This is a genomic window from Pseudomonas sp. EMN2, from assembly GCF_009650555.1.
In the GTDB taxonomy this organism is placed as follows: Bacteria; Pseudomonadota; Gammaproteobacteria; order Pseudomonadales; family Pseudomonadaceae; genus Aquipseudomonas; species Aquipseudomonas sichuanensis.
Window position 1 is genome coordinate 37,970 of the sequence record NZ_VZZR01000037.1, and the last position, 20,265, is coordinate 58,234.

Here is a 20,265-nt window from a genome sequence, read left to right on the forward strand (position 1 = left end):
GTGGCGGTGAAGAAGGGATTTGAACCCTTGATACGATTTCTCGTATACACACTTTCCAGGCGTGCTCCTTCGACCACTCGGACACTTCACCGTTTCTCTTCAAGCTATTCAGCCTGTCGAGGCGCGCTAATTTAGTAGAAGAGCTTTTCTTTGGCAAGCATTTTTTTCAGAATTTTCATGCGCTTAAGCCAATCAGCCGAATTCGCTCGGTTATCAAGGCAAAGCTGCCATTGTGGCCTGCGCTTTTACCTGCCGCAGATACGCCGGCCCGATGGTGCGAGGGGTAGCGGCCTGGCGCTGACCGACCGGTCAGCCTTGGTGCTTTACCTGGCTGGCGACGCTGGGTAACGTCGTCGCCACGCCACCCTAAGGACTCTGCCATGAGCGAGCTGATTACCTACCACGCCGAAGACGGCATCGCCACCCTGACCCTGAACAACGGCAAGGTCAACGCGATCTCGCCGGAGGTCATCAAGGCGTTCAACGCCGCGCTCGACCGCGCCGTGGAAGAACGTGCAATCGTGATCATCACCGGCCAGCCGGGTATTCTCTCCGGCGGTTACGACCTCAAGGTGATGACCGCCGGCCCCAAGGAAGCCGTCGGGCTGGTCACCGCTGGCTCCACCCTGGCCCGCCGCCTGCTCTCGCACCCCTTCCCGGTGATCGTCGCCTGCCCTGGCAACGCCGTGGCCAAGGGCGCCTTCCTGCTGCTGTCGGGCGACTACCGCATCGGTGTCGAAGGCCCCTACAAGATCTGTCTGAACGAAGTGCAGATCGGCATGACCATGCACCATGCCGGTATCGAACTGGCCCGTGACCGCCTGAGCCGTGCAGCCTTCCAGCGTTCGGTGAACAATGCCGAGGTGTTCGACCCGCAAGGCGCGGTGGACGCTGGCTTCCTCGACAAGGTGGTGCCAGCCGAGCAACTGCTGGAAACCGCCACGGCGGTCGCCCGCGAAATGAAGAAGCTGAACATGCTGGCGCACAAGAACACCAAGCTGAAGGTGCGCAAAGGCCTGCTGGAAGTACTGGACGAGGCCATCCTGGCGGACCAGAACCACCTGGGCTGATTGGCGGCCCTGAACACCTGCAGGATCGGCCTCATCGGGCCGGTCCTACAGACAAGACATCAAACCTCCCACAGCATTTGCCGCCATCAGTGCACGTCCGTACACTGCGCCGCGATCGTCCTGTGTGAGTCGTACCATGCTTTATCTGCTTCGCATGCTCCTGCTGGGGCTGCATTTCCTGCTCGTAGGAGTGCTCGGCCTGGTCATCGGCCTGCTGCGCCCGTTCAACCCCGACAACAGCCGCCTGTTCGCCCGCCTCTACAGCGTGCCCGCCGCCTGGTTCATGGGCATCAAGGTCAAGGCCGAGGTCGGCCCGTTGTGGGACCAGCCCCCGGGCTGCGTGATCATTGCCAACCATCAGTCCAACTACGACCTGTTCATCATTGGCCAGGTAGTGCCGCGGCGCACCGTGGCCATCGGCAAGAAAAGCCTGGGCTGGGTGCCGCTGTTCGGCCAGTTGTTCTGGCTGGGCGGCAACGTGCTGATAGACCGCAAGAACAGCTTCCAGGCACGCCAGGCGCTGCAGGCGACTACCCGCACCTTGCAGCACGACACCTCGATCTGGGTCTTCCCCGAGGGCACGCGCAACCCGGGCGAACAGCTGTTGCCGTTCAAGAAAGGCGCGTTCCACATGGCCCTCGAAGCCGGCGTGCCGATTGTGCCGGTGTGCGTCAGCCGTTACACCCGGCGCATGGGCCTGAACAGCTGGCGCCGGCGCACGGTGATCATTCGCTCGCTGGCACCGATCGCCACCGCAGGCCTGACCCAGCGCGACCTGCCCGCCTTGATCGAGCAGTGCCAGGCGCAGATGCAGCATTGCATCGACCATATGGAAAACGAACTGCCAGGCAACGGGGCCTGACTCTCGGGCCCTATCGCCGGCAAGCCGGCTCCCACCCTCACCGCGCCATTCTCGAAACTTGCGCTGTACCTGTGGGAGCTGGCTTGCCAGCGATAGGGCCTGCGCAAATCTTCATGTCTGCGGGTTGCCCCAAGCGCCCGTACAGCCCAAGCTGTCCGTTGTGTTCAACCGAATAAGCGGACAACCATGGGTCGAGTCGTCGCCTCTGCGGTGTACAGTGCCGGCAGGAAAGTCACCAACATCAGCCTCGATGAAGGCGCCGAATGGGCCCGCGAGCCTGGGCATTTCGTCTGGATCGGCCTTGAAGAGCCCAATGCCGAGGAGCTGGCCAACCTGCAGCGGCAGTTCGGCCTGCACGAACTGGCGATCGAAGACGCCCTGGAAAAACACAGCCGGCCGAAACTCGAAACCTTCGGCGACGCACTGTTCATCGTCACCTACTCCCCAGTGCGCCACGAGGGCCGGCTGGAATTCATCGAGACCCACATCTTTGCCGGCAACGGCTACATCATCACCTGCCGCAACGGCCATTCGAAATCCTATGCCCTGGTGCGCCAGCGTTGCGAGGCGCGCCCGCTACTGCTCGAGCACGGCGAAGATTTCGTGCTGTACGCCCTGCTCGACTTCGTCACCGAGAACTACCAGCCCGTCAGCGAAGCCATCCACGGCGAGATCGAAGAGCTGGAGCAGAGCGTGCTCAGCAACTCGCTCAAGGAGGAGGATATCCAGCGCCTGCACAGCCTGCGCCGCGACATTCTGCGCCTGCGCCGCTACGTGGCACCGATGGTCGAGGTGAGCGAGGAGCTGCAGCGCCTGAGTTTCCCGTTCATCGACAAGAACATGCGCCCGTACTTTCGCGACGTGCAGATCCACGTCACGCGGCAGATGGAGGACCTGGCCGGCATCCGCGACATCGCCAGCCAGACCATCGAGATCGGCATGCTGCTGGAGTCATCGCGCCAGAGCATCACCCAGCGCAAGTTCGCGGCCTGGGCGGCAATCCTGGCGTTCCCCACGGCGATTGCCGGGATCTACGGGATGAACTTCCAGAACATGCCGGAGCTGGGCTGGCACTACGGCTATTTTGCCGTGCTGAGTGTGATCGGACTGGGGTGTGCGGGGTTGTTCTACAGCTTCAAGCGTTCGGGCTGGCTGTAGAACGCATCGCGGGGCAAGCCCGCTCCCACGACCTGGACTGCCCCCTAGAAGTTGGACACCAATCCAACCCTTGGGGGCAGTCCAGCCAGCGTGGGAGCGGGCTTGCCCCGCGATCGATCAGGCCGCGTCAGGCTTGGACTTGGCCGGCTGCTGGATGAAGCGCAGCATCCACTCGCCCACCAGGTCACCCTGGTGCTCGGTGGCCAGGCTGGCCACGGCTTTCTGGTAGACCTCATCCCCCAGGTAATCCTGGCGCGCATCGAGCAATGCGCGGGAATAGTCGTGGACGAACTCCGGGTGGCCCTGGAAGCACAGTACCTGGTCGCGAATGTGATAGGCGGCGTTCGGGCAGAAATCGCTGGAGGCGATCACCGTTGCATCCTTGGGTAATTGGGTGACCTGGTCCTGGTGGCTGATCAGCAGGGTCAGCTCGGACACTTGCGGGTCCATCCACGGGGCATGGGCCGCCAGGCTGTAGCGATGAATACCCACACCCCAGCCCTTGTCGGCGCGCTCGGCCTTGCCACCGAGGGTCAGCGCCAGCAGTTGATGGCCGAAGCACACGCCCAGCAGCTTCTCGCCACGCTCATACAGCTTGAGCAGGTAGGCCTTGAGGGTCTGGATCCACGGGTCGTCGCCGAACGAGTCGGCTTTGCTGCCGGTGACCAGGTAAGCATCGAAGGCTACGCCGTCCGGGGGGTATTCGCCGTTCATGACGTTGTACACGTCAAACTCGGCAGCGATCGGCTGACGCGAAAACAGCTGCTCGAACATCCTTCCGTAGCCCTGGTACTGCGCGAGCAGCTCCGGTCGCAAGACATCGGTTTCAAGGATGCAGATGCGTAACGACATAGCGGTAGTCCTGAACGACATGTGGGTGGGATTTGCTGTAAAGACTGACGCGAAATATCAGCACAAGCAAGTAGGATGTCCGGACGAACGGTAGGCCCTGTAACCCTCGGTAACCCCCTGCGCGCACTCGTCTAGCCAGAGCGTGCCAGCGAGGTGGCCAGTGGCCTTAAAACGCTCGGATATCAATGCAAAATCCAATAGAACAAAGGGTTCTGAAACATGCCTGACGCGCGCCCTACTGTTGGTTGTATATCGACAAAACACGAGGCAAGCAGCAACGGCGTCATGCCACGCCACTGCGATCGACCCGACGCGTGACAGGGAAGCCAAGGGCTATTCAGGAATAACAACAAGAAGGCGGTCCGCCATGTTCAGACAATCGAAAGTGCGCCAAGCCGGGCTCATACTCTTCGCCACCACACTGCTACTCATCCTGCCGAATCTCACCCGGCTGTTTGGCTGACGGCGGCTGTGGCCTTTGCGGGTAGTGCACGGGTAATCTGCCGACCTTGATGGTTGGAGACCCCCATGCGCCTGTACCTCGCCCTGCTCTGCCTGTTGCTCACACCGCCGCTTACGGCGGCGCAGTTGAACCTGGAGCTGGGCGAAAAGCACCAGCAATGGCAGAGCGAGCAACTGCTCGACCACCCACAAGCCCGCGACATCACCATCGAACAGGATGTGGCCTACAAACGCGCGATGCATTACCGCGCGGTGCCGCTGGCTGCGCTGCTCGAAGGCGTAAGCGCAGTAGATCACCTGCAAGCCGTGGCCCTGGATGGTTTCGCCGCCGAAATGCCGGCCGGGCCGCTGCTGCAAAGCGGCCCGGCCCAGGCCTGGCTGGCCATCGAAGACCCCACCCATGGCTGGCCGCCGCTTGCCGCTGGCAAGCCGAGCGCCGGGCCGTTCTACCTGGTCTGGACCAACCCGCAGGCCAGCGGTATCCGCCCCGAACAATGGCCGTTCCAGATCGCCACGATCCGCCGCCTGGCGCCGGTGGAGGCGCGTTTCCCTGCCCTGCTGCCCGCCCCCGCGCTGCCGGAGAATGACCCGGTGCGCCATGGCTTCGCGCTGTTCCAGCAGAACTGCCTGGCCTGCCACCGCCTCAATGGCGCAGGCGACGCGCAATTCGGCCCGGACCTGAACCTACCGCACAACCCCACCGAGTATTTCCAGCCGACGTTCCTGCGCCAGTACATCCGCGACCCGCAGAGCCTGAGGCAATGGCCGCAGGCAAGGATGCCGGGGTTTTCCAAGGAGGTGCTGAACGAGCAGGAGCTCGATGCATTGCTGGCGTATCTGAAGCATATGGCCAGGCGTAAATAGTGACGCCAGTCTTGCGCTGACCGTAGGAGCGGCCTTGTGCCGCGAAAGGGCTGCGCAGCAGCCCCGGCAATCTCAAGTAACAGCTGACGATTGGGGCCGCTACGCGGCCCTGTCGCGGCACAAGGCCGCTCCTACAGGGACAGCGTCAACATGCTGGTGAAAGCTATTCTGAAAGGGCCTCAGGCGATCGGCCGTTCCTGCTTGACGCCCCAGCCTTCCACCTCGCCGCCATAGGGCGAAACCACGCGTTCGAACGATGCCTCGAAAGCGCCAATCCCGCCGTAAGTGGCATACATGACCTTGCTCAGTTCCAGGTGCCAGGCGCCATCGTCACGCTCGCTCACCTGGGCACTGAGTGATTCCCCGCGGAACTGCCCTGCCGCCCGGCGCGCACAGGCCTCGTCGGGGAACACGGCATAGAACTCGATGGGGTGGATGCGGGTGAAATCGAAACCGCCAGCTTTCATCTGGCTGAGGACACTGCTGCTGATATCGTCGTTCAGGCTGCTCATGAAACGTCCTCCTGCAATGCAATGGATAGACTTTCCGTGCACAACGCACTTGCCTGGCATTTGAAACCTGCCTGGCGTTTAGAGCTGATGCAAAACGATAATGAAGACGACGCCGGCCCGCAGATTAGGCCCACGCGTTCAAACAGCGTAGTGCCTGAGCCGGCACCTTGCCAGAAAGCCGTTGTTCAAGGGGCTTCGTGGATAGCGGTGATGGTGACGCCGCTCTGCTCCTTGAGCCAACGTGCAGTCGGGGAAAAGCTGCGATCCTGAAAATCGTTGAGGTCCAGCTCATCCATGAGCGGAAACAAACGGGAGCGAATCGCCCGTGCGGCATCTTCCTCACTGGGGCGCTGCTCGGCGTTGAGCAACAGCGATTGCGGTTCGCCCTTCTGATCAGCAAAACGGACTTCCCACTCTTTCATCGATCAGCCCTCGCTACCACTACGGTGAGTGAAACTGCGTACTAGCTTGACCCTGGCAAGGGGGCAATTGTTCAGCCCGAAGCATGAAACCTGATAAAAAAAGCCCGCCGGGTCAGGGCGGGCTTTTTCGCTGCAACGACTTACTTACTTCGGCGTGCCATGGACCACACCCGCGGTGTTGTCCAGCAGGCTCTTGGTTGCGGTCTGGATGTAGGCCTCCAGCTTTTTCTGCAACTGCGACTCGTCCGGGCTTTCGATCAGCTCGGCCTTGAACTCACGGCCCAGCTGGTAACGGTACATGCGCGGGCTCATGTCCTTGGACTCGATGAGAATGCGGTCACCCTGCACCAGGCCGACGATCTGTTCGCTGCCCGACGGCTTGATGATACCCACGCCCTGATCGCCTTCCGGCAGGTTGAGCAGGTCACGACCCCAGCACTGGTGGCGGGCCTGGCCACCGAGGCGACCCATGATGGTCGGCACGATGTCGACCTGGGTACCCACGGTGGTTGACCGCGCCGAACTTGTCCTGGATACCCGGGGCAATCAGCAACAGCGGCACGTTGAAGCGGCCCAGGTCCAGCTCGGTGACCTGCTGGTGGTTGCCGAAGCCGTGGTCGCCAACGATGACGAACAGGGTCTCCTTGAAGTACGGCTCCTTGCGCGCCTTCTCGAAGAACTGGCCCAGCGCCCAGTCGGAGTAGCGCATGGCGGTCAGGTGTTCGTCCAGGCGGCCTTGGCCGGTGACCTTCTCGACCGGCAGGTCCTTGGGCAGCGCGTACGGGGTGTGGTTGGACAGCGTCTGCAGCAGGGCATAGATCGGCTTCTTGCCGTCATGCTTGGCCAGCTCTTCGTTGCCGCGGTCGAACATGTCCTGGTCGGAAACACCCCAGGTCGGGTCGGAGAACACCGGATTGACGAAGTCGTTGCGGCCGATGAAGGTGGTCATGCCCTGATTGCCGAAGAACCCGGACTGGTTGTCCCAGGCGAAGTCGCCGTTGTAAACGTAGACGTCGTCATAGTCGCGGGCGCTGAGCAGCGCTGGCAGGCCGGACAGCTTGTGGCCGCCTTCCGGGGTCTGCATCAGGTATTCGAAGCCCGGCAGGTTGGGGAAGCAGGCCATGGTGGCGAACATCCCCTGGTGGGTATGGGTGCCGTTGGAGAAGAAGCGGTCGAACAGCAGCCCCTCCTTGGCCAGCTTGTCGAAGTACGGGGTGATGTTGGCCTCGCTGCCCAAGGCGCCCACCGAGTGCCCGGCGAAGCTTTCCATCAGGATGACCACCACATTCTTGATCGGCAGGGTGCGCTCCTGGGGCGGCACGAAGTCGCGACGGATCGCCGCTTCGTCGGCATCGACCAGGGTGTCATGCGGGGTCAGCAGCTGGTCGCGTACGCTCTGGGTGGCCAGGTTCTGGTCCAGGGTGGCTTTCCAGATGTTGGCGCGGTCTTCACCGAAGCGGCTCTTGGCGGCATCGATCAGCGTCAGGGTGCCATTCAGGCCAAGCTGGTTGACGAAGTTCGAGTCAGTGGTGAAAGCATCGCCCCAACGCATGGGCGGGCCCTGACGCAGGGTGCCACGGGCGGCAACCACGGCAATCAGCAGGATGACTACGAACACCACCAGGCGGCCATACCAAGGCGCCACGGTACGCGTGCCAGCGCCCTGCAGGCTGGCGCCAGCGCCACGGGTCAGGCGGTCGATGCCCTTGAACAGCAGGCTCAGCAGCCAGGTGCCGACCAGCCAGGCCAGGATGTAGCGCACCACCGGGAAGCCGTACCAGAGCATGCTCATGACGGTCTTGGGGTCTTCCTTGATGTACTGGAACACCAGGCCGTTCAGGCGCTGGTGGAACTCGCGGTAGAAATCCATCTCCATCAGGCCGAGGAACATCACCACGCTCGAGGCGATGGTCAGCCACAGCCGGAACAGGCCACGCCGGGCCATCAGCCAGGGGCTGAGCAGGGCCAACAGCAGCGGAATGCTGATGTACACCACCACCCGCAGGTCGAAGCGCAGGCCGTTGAGGAAGCCTTCGGCCACGGTCGAGTACGGGGTGTCGCCGATCATGTCGCTGTTGTAGACCAGCAGCGCCAGGCGCACGAGGCTGAGCATCAGCATGATCACCAGGCCGCTGAGCAGCGTATAGGCCAGGTGGGATTTCAGGGTCGGCGAGAACGAGCCTCGCGCGCCCCCTTGCTTCAGGGCATCCGTGTTAGCCATGAATGGAGAGGTCCTAAGGATTGCGGGTTTGCGAAAAGGGCGAAATCGCCGACAGCCAGGCCTTGCCATCGATCATGGCACCGGACCAGAGCGGCATTGTGCGGCGCGGATTCTCGAAAATCGAGTGTGAAAATTTTGTCGATAGCGCCTTTCACAGGCTATGGCAGGATAGGCCTTGTCGTGGGCAAATTGTAACGGCTGATGCCAGCTTTTCTCGGGAGCAGGCGATCAGATCCGCAGGTTGCCCCGCGGGCCGGCAATGGCCCAGATGATCAGCCCCAGCACCGGCAGCAGCACGATCAGCAGGATCCACAACACCTTGATGCCGACTTCGGCGCTGCTTTTGAGTACGTTGAGCACCGCCCAGATGTCCAGGGCGAGGATGACCAGGCCGACCAGCCCGTTGAAAGTAGAGCCCATGCCGCCGCTCCCGTGAGGTGAATGTGAGCCAGAGCATAGCTGGCTATGGCCTCGATAGAGGGGAATCCTTGGTCCCACGGGCCAGTCAGTGGATAGACTGGCAACATTCATCGCTTCGAGGTCCGCATGCCCCCAGCCCACACCCAGGACGCCGCCCCCTTCTCGCCACTCAGCGCCTGGCGGCAACAGGCCCGCACCACACCCTGGCTCAGCGCCGGCCTGGGCTTGAGCCTGCTGGCCATCGTCGCGCTGCTGCTGGCTAGCATCTGGAACGCGCTCAACGGTGACCATGCCGACCACCTGCCCCTGGCCACCCTCGGCGGCCTGTCCGGCTTTGCGGCCACCGCGCTGGGCGCGGTGCTTGCGGTGGTCCTGCGCGACGTCAGCGCGCGCAGCCAGGACGTGATGCTTGGCTTTGCCGCCGGCATGATGCTCGCCGCCAGTTCCTTCTCACTGATCCTGCCCGGCCTCGACGCTGCCCGCGAGATCACCGGCAACGGCCCGGCCGCGGCCTTCACCGTGGTGCTGGGCATGGGCCTGGGTGTGCTGCTGATGCTCGGCCTCGACCGTTTCACCCCGCACGAGCACGAAAGCACCGGCCCTTGTGGCCCGCAGGCCGAGCGGGTGAGCCGGGTGTGGCTGTTCGTGCTGGCCATCACCCTGCACAACCTGCCCGAAGGCATGGCCATCGGCGTGAGTTTCGCCAACGGCGACATGAGCATCGGCCTGCCACTGACCAGCGCCATCGCCATCCAGGACATTCCCGAGGGTCTGGCGGTCGCCTTGGCCCTGCGCGCCACGGGGTTGTCCAACTTCAAGGCGGCGCTGGTGGCGATCGGCTCCGGCCTGATGGAGCCGTTGGGAGCGGTGATCGGCCTGGGCATCTCCACCGGATTCGCCCTGGCCTACCCGATCAGCATGGGCCTGGCGGCGGGGGCGATGATCTTCGTGGTATCCCACGAGGTGATTCCGGAGACCCACCGCAACGGCCACCAGACCGCGGCGACACTGGGGTTGATGGGCGGGTTTGCGGTGATGATGTTTCTTGATACCGCGTTGGGTTGAAACTGACAGCAACCTTCAGGCCCATTTCGCGGGTAAACCCGCTCCCACAGGTACTGTGCAATCGTGGGGAATGCACGGAACCTGTGGGAGCGGGTTTACCCGCGAAAATAGCGACGCAACTTTCAGACGTGCACAGCCACCTTCAACGCTTCCAGCGCCGGCTCGACCTTGATCCCCACCGCTGCGCCCAGCTCCAGTACCCGCGCCAGGTCGTTCTGCCCCACCATCACCACCTGCAACTCATCGTCGAGCAACTGGCTGAAGTTCAGCAGCACATAACCGCCGGCTTCCTTGTTCAGCGCGCCCATCTGCACCTGGATGCGGTTGAGTGCGGTCAAGGGCTCGGTACGCGCCAGCTGCTTGGGCTTGAGGGTGAACGGCACGCTCTTGTCGAACGAATCGCAGATCTGCTGGAGCAACTCCTGGTAGCTGTCGGCCTGGAACAGCACGGTGTCGGGCAGGCTGCCGACCACCACCCATTCGCCCAGCGGGAACGGGAAGGTGTCGTCGAAGTTGATGTCCGGGTTGGCGGCAAGGAAGGCGGCGGGGTCGGCGTAAGCCTGGGCGGCTTCGTCGGCGATGCGCTCGATATCCTCATCGCGCATGCAGCCGGCAGCGATGAGGCGGATGAGTTCGAGCAACTGGTCTTTCATGGGGGGGCCCTGCGGGTTGGCGTGAAAAGGCGCCAAGGATAGCCGCAAACGCCCCCGGGCCGTTAGCCGGCGAGTGCTTCAAGGCGCGCTGCAGCGTCCGTCGCGCCCATGGTGCGCGCCGCCATCAGTGCGGTGACCCCGCCGGCATCGCGGTGGGTCGGGTCGGCGCCCTGGGCCAGCAGGTAGTCGATGATCTCCAGACGATTGAACATCGCCGCCAGCATCAGTGCGGTGCGGCCGTCCGCTGCGGCGGCGTCTACCGGCACGCCCTGCTCCAGCAGTAGGCGAATCATCGCCAGGTCGCCCTTGAACGCCGCGCCAGCGATGGGCAACTGGCCGTTGGCGTTGGCGATCAGTGGGTCGGCACCGTGACCGAGCAGCACCTGCACCGCTTCATGGTGGCCGTGGTAGCTGGCCAGCATCAGCAGGGTATCGCCCTTGTGGTTGCGCAAATCGACCGGCAAGCCGCTGTCGAGCAGACGCTCAAGCATCGGCGCATCGCCGCAGCGGGCGCGTTCGAAGACCTCTTCGGCGAACGCGGCGGTTTCTTCGGCGGTCATGGGCACGGGCTGTTGGTCGGACATCTGGAACCTCCTGGCAATTGAATGGGCCCAAGTGTTGGTCAGGCACCGCCAGCGGGTCAAAGGTTCAGATTCTATGGGGGGCAGAGACAGAAGCTATGACCGTGCAAAATGCACTGTGCAAATTGCACGACCTTGCAGAATGCAATGCAAGGCACCTAATAATCCTCATTAAACTATTGTTTTTAAAGGACTTTTTATAACAAACAGAATGGCACGATCACTGCAAAAACCAACTCATGTCTGCCCACACATCAGTCAGGAGTTGATATGGACCTCATCCAGCAAAAGTTCGTCTCGGTGTTTTCCGCTTACCAGGTGGACACTCAGGCCCGCCCTGACGGCGGTGTGCTGCTGACCCTGCGCGCCGCCGATGGCGTGGTCACCCGCCGAGTGCTGAGCTACGCGCAACTGCACAGTGCCGAACAGCTGTCGTGGGCGATCAGTGCGCTGCGCCGTGACCTCGCCGAACAAGCCAGTGAACTGCCGGTGATCTCCAGGCTGCAGAGCCAGCAGCGCTTCGCGCTGCCGACCTACCGCTAAGCAGTTGCTTCAGAGCTCACCAAACCCCGGGAACTGCCGGGCACCGGCATCACCGGTGAAACGCGGCTGCACGCCCTGCTCGCTGGCGTGCAGCTGCAGCGCCAGGCAGAACGGCGTGTCCCCCAGGTCAAGCCAGCGCCGGGTGCCAGCCGGCACCACCAGCACATCATCTTTCTCGCACAGTACCGCATAGACGAAATCGCCCAGGCGCAGGCTCAACTGTGCGCGTCCGCTGATCAGCGCGAACACTTGCTCGTCGTCATGCACATGCTCGTCGCGCAAGTCGACCTCGGCGGATTCGACGCCATCGCGGCTGAGCAGGCTGAAGGTGGCACTGCCATGCTCGCTCATCAGCCGGTCGAGCGGTGCGCGGCACGCGTCCAGCACCTCGCCCAGGCTGCTGCCCGGACGCAGACGCGCGCCGGACTCCCAGCGCGCCAGGCGCACACCCTGCTCGGCCAGGGTGGCGACGATGTCGTCGTGGTGGGTCAGTACCTTGTTCGCAATTTCCGGGCTGCTGCGGTGGAAAACGCTGAGGATGCTCATCAGGGGTCGTTCCTGCTGTCTTTCAAACGGAGGGCAATGATAACGGCTGCCGCCAGTGCCGCGACGCTGGCCATACCAAAGGTGAAGTGCGGGCCCAGCAGTTTCCAGCTGTAACCCGAATACAGCGCGCCCAGCGCACCACCGGTGCCGGAAAGGGCAGCGTACAACGCCTGACCCTGGCCCTGCTGGCGGGCACCGAAGCTGGACTGCACGAAGGCGATGCTGGCGGCGTGGAAGCAACCGAAGGTGGCGGCATGCAACACCTGGGCAAGCACCAGCACCGCCGGGATATCCGCCAGGTTGCCCAGCAGCAGCCAGCGCACGGCGGCCAGCAGGAAGCTCGCCAGCAGCACCCGGCGCACCGAGAAACGCGCAAAAATGCGGCTCATGCCCATGAACACCAGCACCTCGGCCACCACCCCCAGCGCCCACAGCAGGCCGATCGCGCCGCGGCTGTAGCCCAGCGACTCGAGGTGCAGGGTAAGGAAGGTGTAGTACGGGCCGTGGCTGAGCTGCATCAGCCCCACGCACAGGTAGAACGCCAGCACGCCAGGGGCCAGCAACTGCTTGAGGAAGCCCCCTGCCCCGCGCCGTTCGGCATGCTCCACTGGCTGCGCGTTGGGCACCCACAGGCTGGCGGCGACGATGCCGGCCATGATGGTCACCAGGGCCACCGGGTAGATGTCCAGGCTCAACTGTTCGAACAGGCGCCCCAGGCCGACCACGGTGAGGATGAAGCCAATCGAGCCCCACAGCCGCACCTGGCTGTAGCGCGCGGTCTGGCCGTGCAGGTGGGCCAGGGTGATCACCTCGAACTGCGGCAGTACCGCATGCCAGAAGAACGCGTGCAGGGCCATCACCAGCGCCAGCCAGGCGTAGCTCTTGCCGAAGAAGATCAGCGAGAAGGTCGCCAGGGTCGACACGGCGCCCAGACGCACGATGAGCAGGCGCTGGCCACTGCGGTCACCCAGCCAGCCCCACAGGTTGGGGGCGATGCAACGCATCAGCATGGGGATGGCCACCAGCTCGCCGATGCGTGCCGGGGAAAAGCCAAGGTGATCGAAGTACAGGGCCAGGAACGGCGCGGTGGAACCGAGCAGGGCGAAGTAGAAGAGGTAGAAGCTGGACAGGCGCCAGTAGGGGATGGGAGGCATGGGAAGTCCGTTCAGAGGCTACCGGCCCTATCGCGGGGCAAGTCGCAGCGGCGCACCGCCGCTCCCACGAATCCCGTGGGAGCGGGCTTGCCCCGCGATGGGGCCGGGACTGTCAGAGCTGGCCCAGCACCGGGGTATTCACCTTCACATCGGCATTCTGTGCGCGGTGGCGCAGCAGGTGGTCCATCAGCACGATGGCCATCATCGCCTCGGCGATCGGCGTGGCGCGGATACCGACGCATGGGTCGTGGCGACCCTTGGTGATCACCTCCACCGGGTTGCCGTCGATGTCGATCGAGCGGCCCGGCGTGGTGATGCTGGAGGTCGGCTTGAGCGCCAGGTGGGCGACGATCGGCTGGCCGGAGGAAATGCCACCGAGAATTCCGCCAGCGTTGTTGCTGAGGAATCCTTCCGGCGTCATTTCGTCGCGGTGTTCGGTGCCGCGCTGGGCGACGCTGGCGAAACCTGCGCCGATCTCTACGCCCTTGACGGCGTTGATGCTCATCAGCGCATGGGCCAGCTCGGCATCGAGGCGGTCGAAGATCGGCTCGCCCAGGCCCGGCATCACGCCCTCGGCCACCACGGTGATCTTCGCCCCGACCGAGTCCTGGTCACGGCGCAGCTGGTCCATGTAGGCCTCGAGCTCCGGCACCTTGGCCGGGTCGGGGCTGAAGAAGGCGTTGTCTTCCACCGAGTCCCAGGTCTTGAACGGGATTTCGATCGGGCCAAGCTGGCTCATGTAGCCGCGCACGCGGATGCCCTGGGTGGCCAGGTACTTCTTGGCGATGGCGCCGGCTGCCACGCGCATGGCGGTCTCGCGCGCCGAGCTGCGCCCGCCACCGCGGTAGTCGCGCTCGCCGTACTTGTGGTGGTAGGTGTAGTCGGCGTGGGCCGGGCGGAACAGGTCCTTGATCGCCGAGTAGTCCTTGGACTTCTGGTCGGTGTTGCGGATCAGCAGGCCGATCGAGCAGCCGGTGGTGCGGCCTTCGAACACGCCGGAGAGGATCTCCACTTCATCGGCTTCCTGGCGCTGGGTGGTATGCCGGCTGGTGCCGGGCTTGCGCCGGTCGAGGTCGTGCTGCAGGTCGGCCAGGGAGATTTCCAGCCCGGGCGGGCACCCATCGACAATGGCGACCAACGCCGGGCCATGGCTTTCGCCAGCGGTGGTGACAGTGAACAGCTTGCCGTAGGTATTGCCGGACATGGACGCTCCGCGAAATCAGCCTGAATGGGTGAGAGGCGGCCAGTATACGGAAAGCCGGTGCAATGGGTGAAAACTTCGGGGCGCTCATTTGCCTGGAATGGCCTTATCGCGGGGCAAGCCCGCTCCCACGTGATTATCGTGGGAGCGGGCTTGCCCCGCGATGGGACGACATGGCCATGAGAACCTTCCCCCACCCACCCTGTCCTACTGTCATCTCATCAGGTAGTACCCCCTCCATGACGTCGCGCCTCGCCGCCCTGCTCCTGCTGTTCTGCGCCAGCCTCGCCCAGGCCGCGCCCACGGTCCTGCAACGCCCGATCGACCTGGACACCGGCCAGGGCGTGCTGCACGGCAGCCTGCTGTTGCCGCAGCAGGACACCCCGCCGCCGGTGGTGCTGATCATCGCCGGCTCCGGCCCTACCGACCGCGACGGCAACAACCCGGCCTCCGGGCGTATCGACAACCTCAAGCGCCTGGCCTTGCTGCTGGCCGGCGAACACATCGCCAGCGTGCGCTATGACAAGCGCGGCGTGGCCGCCAGCCAGCCGGCCACCCCGGACGAGCGCAATCTGAGCGTTGAGCGCTACGTCGCCGACGCCGTGGCCTGGGGCCAGAAATTGCGCCACGACCCGCGTTTCGGCCCGCTGATCCTGATCGGCCACAGCGAGGGCGCACTGATTGCCAGCCTGGCCGCCGAGCAGGCCGGCGCCAGCGCGGTCATCACCCTGGCCGGCAGCGGTCGCCCGGTGGCCGATGTGCTGCGCGAGCAGTTGGCCCAGCGCCTGCCCGCGGCGCAACTGGCCGGCGGCGTGGCCCTGATCGACCGCCTGCAGGCCGGGCAGACCAGCCTGGATGTCCCGGCCCCGCTGCGCCAGGTGTTCCGCCCCAGCGTGCAGCCGTACCTGATTTCGCTGCTGCGCCAGGACCCGGCGTCGGCGTTCGCCAGGCTCCAGGTGCCGGCGCTGATCATTCAGGGGCGCAATGACGTGCAGGTAGAGGTTGCCGACGCCGAACGGCTCAAGGCCGCCAAGCCAGACGCGCAACTGGCGCTGATCGACGGCATGAACCACATGCTGCGCATCAGCCCCCGGGACATGCGCCAGCAACGCGACAGCTACAGCAATCCCGAACTGCCGCTGGCCAGCGAACTGGGCGAACGGATCGTCGCCTTCATCCATGGCCTGCCGCCGGCCTGAGCTTTCCTGCCGCCGCAGGCTCAGGTCTTGGCGATGGCTGCCGATAACGCGGCATGAGAAGGCGGTGACGGCGCGTGCGATGTCCACCAGTACCCGGCCGCCGCGCACCTGAGGATTGCCCTGATGACCGATGCTCCCGCCGCCGCCGAGGCGCCCGAAGAACAAGCCCCGGAAAGCGCCCCGCAGCCGTGGGCGGACCTGGCTGCCGAACACTTCCAGCTGCTGCGCCTGGCCGCTCTGCCGACCGATCGCAACAGCGGCGCCCGCCCGCTGCGCTTCGTCCAGTTCGGTTACGCCGAGCGGCATGACAAGGCCCATAGCCTGCTGCGCATGGAAATCCGCCTGCCCGGGCAGAAAGTGCGCAAGGAACAGAACCAGCTGGATATTCGCGTCGATCACGAACAGCGCCTGGTGCGTATCGGCAGCGACGCCGGCCTGCAGCTGGAGCCGCTCAATCGTGGGCTTGGCCGCTACCTGCTGGCCCAGGCGGTGCAATGGTTGCAACAGCGCTGCTCGGGCTACCGCATCGAAGGCATGAGCCTGCCGAACAAGGACGCGCTGAACGAAGACACGCGCCTGCGCCGCGACCATGTGCTGACCAGCGTCGGCCTGGCCGTGGAGTACAGCGAAGGCCAGATACTCAAGGGCGCCGTGGTGGAAACCACAGTGGGCCAGCTCAAGGGCGGCTGGAATACCGAGAAGGTGCAGCGGGTCGACATCCTCGACGCCGCCGGCATGCTGCAGCAGGCCGAGCAGAACCTGATGGAAAAGGAAGCGCAACTGCGCGAGCGTGACGAGCGTGTGGCCAAGTACCGCCGCGAGGACAACGGGCTGCGCTTCACCATCACCTGCCTGGTGGCCTTTGCAGTGTTCCAGGCCGGGCTGTTGATCTGGATTGCCACGCGCTGACACAGCCGGCAAGCCAGCGGTCGGGGTGGGAGCAATTGCCTTGTGTAGCTTGCACTGACCTCATCGCCGGCAAGCCGGCTCCCACAGGAATTACGCATTGTTTGGGTTTATGCGATCGGAGTGGGAGCCGGCTTGCCGGCGATGGGCCGCAAAGCGGCCCTAACTCACCAAACGCTGATCAAACCCGCGAAGCGAACAGTTCCTGATGCTGTCGGCACTGCTCGGCAGTCAGCATGAACACCCCGTGCCCGCCGCGCTCGAACTCCAGCCAGGCAAAGTCCACCTCGGGGTACAACGCCTCGACATGCACCTGGCTGTTGCCCACTTCGACAATCAGCAAACCTTTCTCGGTCAGATGGTCTGCCGCCTCGGCAAGCATGCGCCGCACCAGGTCCAGGCCGTCGTTGCCGCAGGCCAGGCCCAGTTCGGGTTCGTGGTGGTATTCGGCCGGCATGTCGGCGAAGTCTTCCGAGTCGACGTAGGGCGGGTTCGACAGGATCAGGTCGAAGCGCTGCCCCGGCAGGCCGGCGAAGCCATCACCCTGCACGGTGTAGACCCGCGCATCCAGCCCGTGGCGCTCGATGTTCTGGTTGGCCACTTCCAGGGCCTCGAAGGACAGGTCGCCCAGCACCACCTCGGCCTCCTGGAACACCTCGGCAGCGACGATACCGATGCAGCCGGAGCCGGTGCACAGGTCGAGGATGCGCGCAGGTTCCGCCGCCAGCCACGGCTCGAAGCGTTTTTCGATCAGCTCGCCGATAGGTGAGCGCGGCACCAGCACACGCTCATCGACGATGAACGACATGCCGCAGAACCACGCCTCGCCCAGCAGGTAGGCGGTCGGTACCCGCTCCTCGATACGGCGCTTGAGCAAGTGCATCAGGCGTACCCGCTCGTCGTCTTCCAGTTGGCAGTCCAGGTAGCTGTCGGCCACCTCCCACGGCAGGTGCACGGCGCCGAGCACCAGCAGGCGGGCTTCGTCCCAGGCATTGTCGGCACCGTGGCCGAAAAACAGCTCATGCTCATGGAAGCGGCTGACCGCCCAGCGGATATGATCGCGCAGGGTGCGCAGGCGGGATGTGATCACGGAGGACTCCTTTTCAGACAGGCCAAAAGTCTAACAGCCCACACCGCATAAATGCTCTCTCCGATAGCCGAATGGATAGCCACAGGCCAGTAACCATGCCGCCTGCAATGTCAACCATTCACATTGGCGCCAAGGCAAGGGAGAATAGGCACACAAAAGCCCTATCCAAGGAGCCCTTGATGTCCGTTCCAACCACGATGTTCCGCCTCAGCGGCCGCGACTACCCGCCGGCCAAGCTGGGCCAAGCCAGCCTGATCGTCATCGACGCGCAAAAGGAGTACCTGAGCGGTCCGTTGGCGCTGTCGGGCATGGACGAGGCCGTGGCCAACATCGCCCGGTTGCTCGACGCTGCCCGCAAGGCCGGGCGCCCGATCATCCACGTTCGCCACCTGGGCACTGTCGGCGGCCTGTTCGACCCGCAGGGCGCGCGCGGCGAGTTCATCCCGGGCCTGGAGCCGCTGGCCGGTGAAACCATCATCGAAAAGCGCATGCCCAACGCCTTCAAGAACACCAAGCTGCACGAAACGCTGCAGGAACTCGGTCACCTGGACCTGATCGTCTGCGGCTTCATGAGCCACTCCAGCGTCAGCACCACCGTACGCCGCGCCAAGGACTATGGTTATCGTTGCACCCTGGTGGAAGATGCCTCGGCGACCCGTGACCTGGCCTTCAAGGACGGGGTCATTCCTGCCGCGCAGATCCACCAGTGCGAGATGGCCGTGATGGCCGACAACTTCGCCTGCGTGGCCCCTACCGCCAGCCTGGTCTGAGCCAGGCACCGCCCGGCGGACGGGCGGAACCCGAGGGCGGGCAGCAGGTCGAAACCCGGATCAGCGACACCAGATCCCGAGGAATTCGAATGAAGCTCAAAGGCAGTTTCGATGCCAGACGCCTGCGCCAGCGCGAGCCACGCAACTGGGGCGCGCGCCTGGCCGCCGCCTTCTCCGTCCTGCTGGCTACCCTGGGCATCCTGCTCGCCATGGCCGGCATCGCCGGCCTGCTGGGCAACTACCCTGCCCTCGCCGAACTCAATGCCAACCGCCCGCTCGCGGCCATACTGACCGTGGTCGGGCTGTTGCTGCTGTATGTCGGCGTGCGCTTCTGGCGGCGCAGCCGTATTCGCCTGCGCCGCGGGCGTGAGCTGAACCTGTCGCCGCATTTGATGAAGAAGCACGACTGACGCCATCGCGGGGCAAGCCCGCTCCCACGCTATAGCCTGTGGGAGCGGGCTTGCCCCGCGATGGCGTCGGCCAAGGCAACACAACCCTGCCCCACTCGCGTAAACTACGCCGCCCACGTGGAGGCACCATGCAAGACGACGATTTTTCCCTCTTCCGCAGCGAAGTGCGCGGGGTCAAGCAGATCAAGCACGACCGCGCCGAAGTCGGCAAGGCCAAGGCCGATCGCAAGCAGCTGGCCGGCCTGCGCCAGGCGGCGACCATCCGCAGCGACCAGCCACTGGTGGTCGACGGCCTGTCCGACCAGTTCGTCATCGACGTCGGTGCCGAAGACGAGCTGATGTGGCGCCGCGACGGCGTGCAGGAAGGCCAGATCCGCAAACTCAAGCTCGGCCAGATCGCCTTCGAGGGCAGCCTCGACCTGCACGGCATGAGCGTGGAGAAAGCCCGCGAGATCCTCTGGGACTTCATCGCCGAGGCCACCAAGCTCGAAGTTCGCTGCGTGCGCGTCACCCACGGCAAGGCCGCGCGTATCGACGGCAAGCGCCCGATGATCAAGAGCCACGTCAACACCTGGCTGCGCCAGCACCCGCAGGTGCTCGGCTTCACCTCGTGCCAGGCCCGCCACGGTGGTACTGGCGCGGTGTATGTCATGCTCAAGCGAACCATGCTCGAAGGGCGCGACGAGTGACATCGCGCTTGCAGCGCCGCCGCCGCCGCCGTACCCTTCGCCTTTGCGAAATTTTCCACAGGTAGATCCATGTCCCTGGAACAGAACTACACCGAGATCCTCAGCCAACTGGGTGAGGACGTCTCCCGCGAGGGCCTGCTCGACACGCCCAAGCGGGCTGCAAAGGCCATGAAGTACCTTTGCCGCGGTTATGAGCAGACCCTGGAAGAAGTCACCAACAACGCGCTGTTCAGCTCCGACAACAGCGAAATGGTGCTGGTCCGGGACATCGAGCTGTATTCGATGTGCGAACACCACATGCTGCCGTTCATCGGCAAGGCTCATGTCGCCTACCTGCCTCAGGGCAAGGTACTGGGCCTGTCGAAAGTGGCGCGCATCGTCGACATGTTCGCCCGTCGCCTGCAGATCCAGGAAAACCTCAGCCGCCAGATCGCCGAGGCCGTGCAACAGGTGACCGGTGCCGCTGGCGTGGCCGTGGTCATCGAAGCCAAGCACATGTGCATGATGATGCGCGGTGTCGAGAAGCAGAACTCCACCATGCTCACCTCGGTGATGCTCGGCGAGTTCCGTGACAACGCCGCCACCCGCAGCGAGTTCCTCAGCCTGATCAAGTGA

Annotated in this window: 22 protein-coding genes, 1 tRNA gene and 1 pseudogene; 12 read left to right on the forward strand and 12 right to left on the reverse strand. The window is 64.2% G+C overall.

Going from position 1 to position 20,265, the window contains the following annotated elements; translation table 11 throughout:
* Position 1: 1 nt before the first annotated feature.
* Positions 2–91, reverse strand: a tRNA-Ser gene (locus F6X61_RS12660).
* A 289-nt stretch (positions 92–380) separates the two neighbouring features.
* Here F6X61_RS12660 and F6X61_RS12665 point away from each other — a divergent pair.
* The 3 genes from F6X61_RS12665 to F6X61_RS12675 all read left to right on the forward strand — a co-directional run bounded on the left by F6X61_RS12665 (position 381) and on the right by F6X61_RS12675 (position 3,090).
* Complete coding sequence (locus F6X61_RS12665; protein ID WP_125463171.1) at positions 381–1,070, forward strand: crotonase/enoyl-CoA hydratase family protein; 690 nt, start codon at positions 381–383, stop codon at positions 1,068–1,070.
* 136 nt (positions 1,071–1,206) lie between these two features.
* Complete coding sequence (locus tag F6X61_RS12670) at positions 1,207–1,932, forward strand: 1-acyl-sn-glycerol-3-phosphate acyltransferase (RefSeq protein WP_153786900.1); 726 nt, start codon at positions 1,207–1,209, stop codon at positions 1,930–1,932.
* A gap of 186 nt (positions 1,933–2,118) precedes the next feature.
* Complete coding sequence (locus tag F6X61_RS12675; RefSeq protein ID WP_153786901.1) at positions 2,119–3,090, forward strand: magnesium and cobalt transport protein CorA; 972 nt, start codon at positions 2,119–2,121, stop codon at positions 3,088–3,090.
* A gap of 117 nt (positions 3,091–3,207) precedes the next feature.
* Here the strand turns inward: F6X61_RS12675 and F6X61_RS12680 are convergent, their stop codons facing one another.
* Positions 3,208–3,942 (reverse strand): amidotransferase, encoded by a 735-nt coding sequence (locus F6X61_RS12680; protein WP_153786902.1) that lies wholly within the window; start codon positions 3,940–3,942, stop codon positions 3,208–3,210.
* Positions 3,943–4,470: 528 nt separating this feature from the next.
* On the opposite strand from F6X61_RS12680, the gene F6X61_RS12685 reads away from it, so the two are divergent.
* Positions 4,471–5,268, forward strand: a complete 798-nt coding sequence (locus F6X61_RS12685; RefSeq protein WP_153786903.1) for a cytochrome c — start codon at positions 4,471–4,473, stop codon at positions 5,266–5,268.
* Between the two features lie 179 nt (positions 5,269–5,447).
* Here the strand turns inward: F6X61_RS12685 and F6X61_RS12690 are convergent, their stop codons facing one another.
* From F6X61_RS12690 to F6X61_RS12705, 4 genes and pseudogenes are all read right to left on the reverse strand, one after another.
* On the reverse strand, positions 5,448–5,780 hold the full coding sequence (locus tag F6X61_RS12690; RefSeq protein WP_110992570.1) for a ribonuclease E inhibitor RraB: 333 nt from the start codon (positions 5,778–5,780) through the stop codon (positions 5,448–5,450).
* Positions 5,781–5,965: 185 nt separating this feature from the next.
* The gene (locus F6X61_RS12695; RefSeq protein ID WP_153786904.1) at positions 5,966–6,202 is read right to left on the reverse strand and encodes a hypothetical protein; all 237 of its coding nucleotides are present in this window, start codon (positions 6,200–6,202) and stop codon (positions 5,966–5,968) included.
* 144 nt (positions 6,203–6,346) lie between these two features.
* A pseudogene (locus tag F6X61_RS12700) lies at positions 6,347–8,423 on the reverse strand (LTA synthase family protein).
* Positions 8,424–8,651: 228 nt separating this feature from the next.
* Positions 8,652–8,843: a PLDc N-terminal domain-containing protein gene (locus F6X61_RS12705; RefSeq protein WP_125463163.1), complete on the reverse strand. Its 192-nt coding sequence runs from the start codon at positions 8,841–8,843 to the stop codon at positions 8,652–8,654.
* Positions 8,844–8,969: 126 nt separating this feature from the next.
* Here F6X61_RS12705 and F6X61_RS12710 point away from each other — a divergent pair, with 126 nt between their 5' ends.
* Positions 8,970–9,908, forward strand: coding sequence for a ZIP family metal transporter (locus F6X61_RS12710; RefSeq protein ID WP_153786905.1), 939 nt, complete (start codon positions 8,970–8,972; stop codon positions 9,906–9,908).
* A gap of 122 nt (positions 9,909–10,030) precedes the next feature.
* On the opposite strand, the gene F6X61_RS12715 is transcribed toward F6X61_RS12710, so the two are convergent.
* Positions 10,031–10,561 carry a hypothetical protein gene (locus F6X61_RS12715; protein ID WP_153786906.1) on the reverse strand — a complete coding sequence of 177 codons (531 nt, stop codon included), beginning with the start codon at positions 10,559–10,561 and terminating at the stop codon, positions 10,031–10,033.
* A gap of 62 nt (positions 10,562–10,623) precedes the next feature.
* Positions 10,624–11,145, reverse strand: a complete 522-nt coding sequence (locus tag F6X61_RS12720; RefSeq protein WP_153786907.1) for an ankyrin repeat domain-containing protein — start codon at positions 11,143–11,145, stop codon at positions 10,624–10,626.
* A 267-nt stretch (positions 11,146–11,412) separates the two neighbouring features.
* On the opposite strand from F6X61_RS12720, the gene F6X61_RS12725 reads away from it, so the two are divergent.
* A complete protein-coding gene (locus F6X61_RS12725; protein ID WP_110992563.1) occupies positions 11,413–11,685 on the forward strand; it encodes a DUF3509 domain-containing protein in 273 nt (90 codons plus the stop codon).
* 9 nt (positions 11,686–11,694) lie between these two features.
* Here the strand turns inward: F6X61_RS12725 and F6X61_RS12730 are convergent, their stop codons facing one another.
* The 3 genes from F6X61_RS12730 to aroC all read right to left on the reverse strand — a co-directional run bounded on the left by F6X61_RS12730 (position 11,695) and on the right by aroC (position 14,589).
* Positions 11,695–12,231 carry an oxidase gene (locus F6X61_RS12730; protein WP_153786908.1) on the reverse strand — a complete coding sequence of 179 codons (537 nt, stop codon included), beginning with the start codon at positions 12,229–12,231 and terminating at the stop codon, positions 11,695–11,697.
* Entirely contained in the window at positions 12,231–13,385 is a 1,155-nt protein-coding gene (locus F6X61_RS12735) for an MFS transporter (RefSeq protein ID WP_153786909.1), read from the reverse strand. Before F6X61_RS12735 ends, F6X61_RS12730 begins: the two co-directional genes overlap by 1 nt.
* 112 nt (positions 13,386–13,497) lie before the next feature.
* The gene (gene aroC, locus F6X61_RS12740) at positions 13,498–14,589 is read right to left on the reverse strand and encodes a chorismate synthase (protein ID WP_153786910.1); all 1,092 of its coding nucleotides are present in this window, start codon (positions 14,587–14,589) and stop codon (positions 13,498–13,500) included.
* Between the two features lie 236 nt (positions 14,590–14,825).
* Between aroC and F6X61_RS12745 the strand changes: the two genes are divergently transcribed.
* Together F6X61_RS12745 and F6X61_RS12750 are read left to right on the forward strand one after the other, a co-directional pair.
* A complete protein-coding gene (locus tag F6X61_RS12745; RefSeq protein ID WP_153786911.1) occupies positions 14,826–15,785 on the forward strand; it encodes an alpha/beta hydrolase in 960 nt (319 codons plus the stop codon).
* Positions 15,786–15,908: 123 nt separating this feature from the next.
* The gene (locus F6X61_RS12750; protein WP_153786912.1) at positions 15,909–16,694 is read left to right on the forward strand and encodes a hypothetical protein; all 786 of its coding nucleotides are present in this window, start codon (positions 15,909–15,911) and stop codon (positions 16,692–16,694) included.
* Between the two features lie 178 nt (positions 16,695–16,872).
* Here F6X61_RS12750 and prmB read toward each other — a convergent pair whose 3' ends face one another.
* Positions 16,873–17,781, reverse strand: coding sequence for a 50S ribosomal protein L3 N(5)-glutamine methyltransferase (gene prmB / locus F6X61_RS12755; protein ID WP_153786913.1), 909 nt, complete (start codon positions 17,779–17,781; stop codon positions 16,873–16,875).
* Positions 17,782–17,960: 179 nt separating this feature from the next.
* Between prmB and F6X61_RS12760 the strand changes: the two genes are divergently transcribed.
* The 4 genes from F6X61_RS12760 to folE all read left to right on the forward strand — a co-directional run bounded on the left by F6X61_RS12760 (position 17,961) and on the right by folE (position 20,265).
* Entirely contained in the window at positions 17,961–18,551 is a 591-nt protein-coding gene (locus F6X61_RS12760) for a cysteine hydrolase family protein (protein ID WP_110992556.1), read from the forward strand.
* Between the two features lie 89 nt (positions 18,552–18,640).
* Complete coding sequence (locus F6X61_RS12765; protein WP_153786914.1) at positions 18,641–18,961, forward strand: hypothetical protein; 321 nt, start codon at positions 18,641–18,643, stop codon at positions 18,959–18,961.
* A 128-nt stretch (positions 18,962–19,089) separates the two neighbouring features.
* Positions 19,090–19,650: a Smr/MutS family protein gene (locus F6X61_RS12770; protein WP_153786915.1), complete on the forward strand. Its 561-nt coding sequence runs from the start codon at positions 19,090–19,092 to the stop codon at positions 19,648–19,650.
* A gap of 69 nt (positions 19,651–19,719) precedes the next feature.
* A complete protein-coding gene (gene folE, locus F6X61_RS12775; RefSeq protein WP_153786916.1) occupies positions 19,720–20,265 on the forward strand; it encodes a GTP cyclohydrolase I FolE in 546 nt (181 codons plus the stop codon).